Origin of the sequence: Thiohalocapsa halophila (assembly GCF_016583825.1) — a bacterium.
Classification (GTDB): Bacteria; Pseudomonadota; Gammaproteobacteria; order Chromatiales; family Chromatiaceae; genus Thiohalocapsa; species Thiohalocapsa halophila.
This window is the reverse complement of sequence record NZ_NRRV01000190.1, coordinates 1-1,301: the sequence shown is the minus strand read 5'-3', so window position 1 is coordinate 1,301 and position 1,301 is coordinate 1. Positions and strand designations below refer to the sequence as shown.

Genomic DNA, 1,301 nt, shown 5'->3' with positions numbered 1-1,301 from the left:
TCGTAGTCAATGCCGGCGAAACGATACCGGTTGACGGTCGCGTGATCTCGGGTTTGGCTAGTGTCGACCAGCACGGCTTGACCGGCGAATCCCAACCCGCTGAAGTCGAGGTCGGCAGCAAGGTTTTCGCAACGACACTCGTACTTTCCGGTCGCCTACACATTCAGGCAGAGGCAACAGGTTCAGACACCAACGCGGCAAGTGTAGGCCACATCCTCGAACACACACAGCTCTACAAAGAGAGTGTCAGGCTGCGGGGAAAGGTAATCGCGGACGGCTTTATCGCGCCGACGCTGTTCGTGAGCAGCCTCAGCCTTCCTTTGCTTGGGCCAAGCGCCGCAATGGGTATTCTTTGGTCCGGATTTGGTTACAACATGAAGCTGTATGGCCCGATCACCGTGCTGAATTTCCTCCACATCATGGCCAAAAACGGGGTGCTGATCAAAGACGGTCGCTCTTTGGAGATGGTGCAACAAATCGACACGGTGGTCTTCGACAAGACGGGCACGCTGACCGCCGACCAACCGAGGCTCGGAGGCATGTATGTTGTCGGATCACTTGATAAAGCAACTGTTCTTGCTTACGCAGCAGCTGCCGAGCGTCGCCAAAGCCATCCAATCGCCAAAGCGATCTGGGCAGCGGCGCAGGACCAGGGGCTGGAAATCCCCTATATCGATGACGCGTCATACCGGATTGGCTACGGGATTGAAGTCACCTTGGGCCAGAAGACGATAAAGGTCGGCAGCTCCCGCTTCATGGAACAGCAGGCGATTCGCCTGGAAGATGGTATTCGCGAGCTGCAGCGGGCGTCCGACGCCCAGGGCAGTTCTCTGGTGTATGTTGCAGTGGACGACAATCTGGCGGGTGTGATAGAGCTTGAGCCCGGCGTCCGCCCGGAAGCGAAGCGAATGGTCGAATACCTGGGCGGGCAGGGTATCGATACCTATATTATTTCCGGAGATCATGAGGAGCCCACGCGTCGGCTTGCCGCGCAACTGGGCATCAAGTATTACTTCTCGGAAACGCTGCCGGCGGAGAAGGCGGCAGTGATATCGCAATTGCGTGAGAGTGGTCGATTCGTCGCGTTTGTCGGGGACGGTATCAACGACGCGATCGCTTTAAAGCAAGCCAATGTTTCGGTCTCGCTGAAAGGGGCGTCTACTGCGGCTACGGACACTGCTCAAGTCATTTTGATGGATGGCGACTTGCAAAAACTGGAAACCTTGTTCGAAATATCCAAGGATTTCGAGGACGGTATGCGCGGGAACTATCTGAACTCAGTCATCCCGGGTGTCATTACG

1 protein-coding gene is annotated in these 1,301 nt (G+C 56.3%); it reads left to right on the top strand.

What is annotated here, in order from left to right:
- Positions 1 to 1,301, top strand: a 1,301-nt coding sequence (locus CKO31_RS25895; RefSeq protein WP_200243746.1) for a heavy metal translocating P-type ATPase, incomplete at both ends; no start/stop codon positions are given.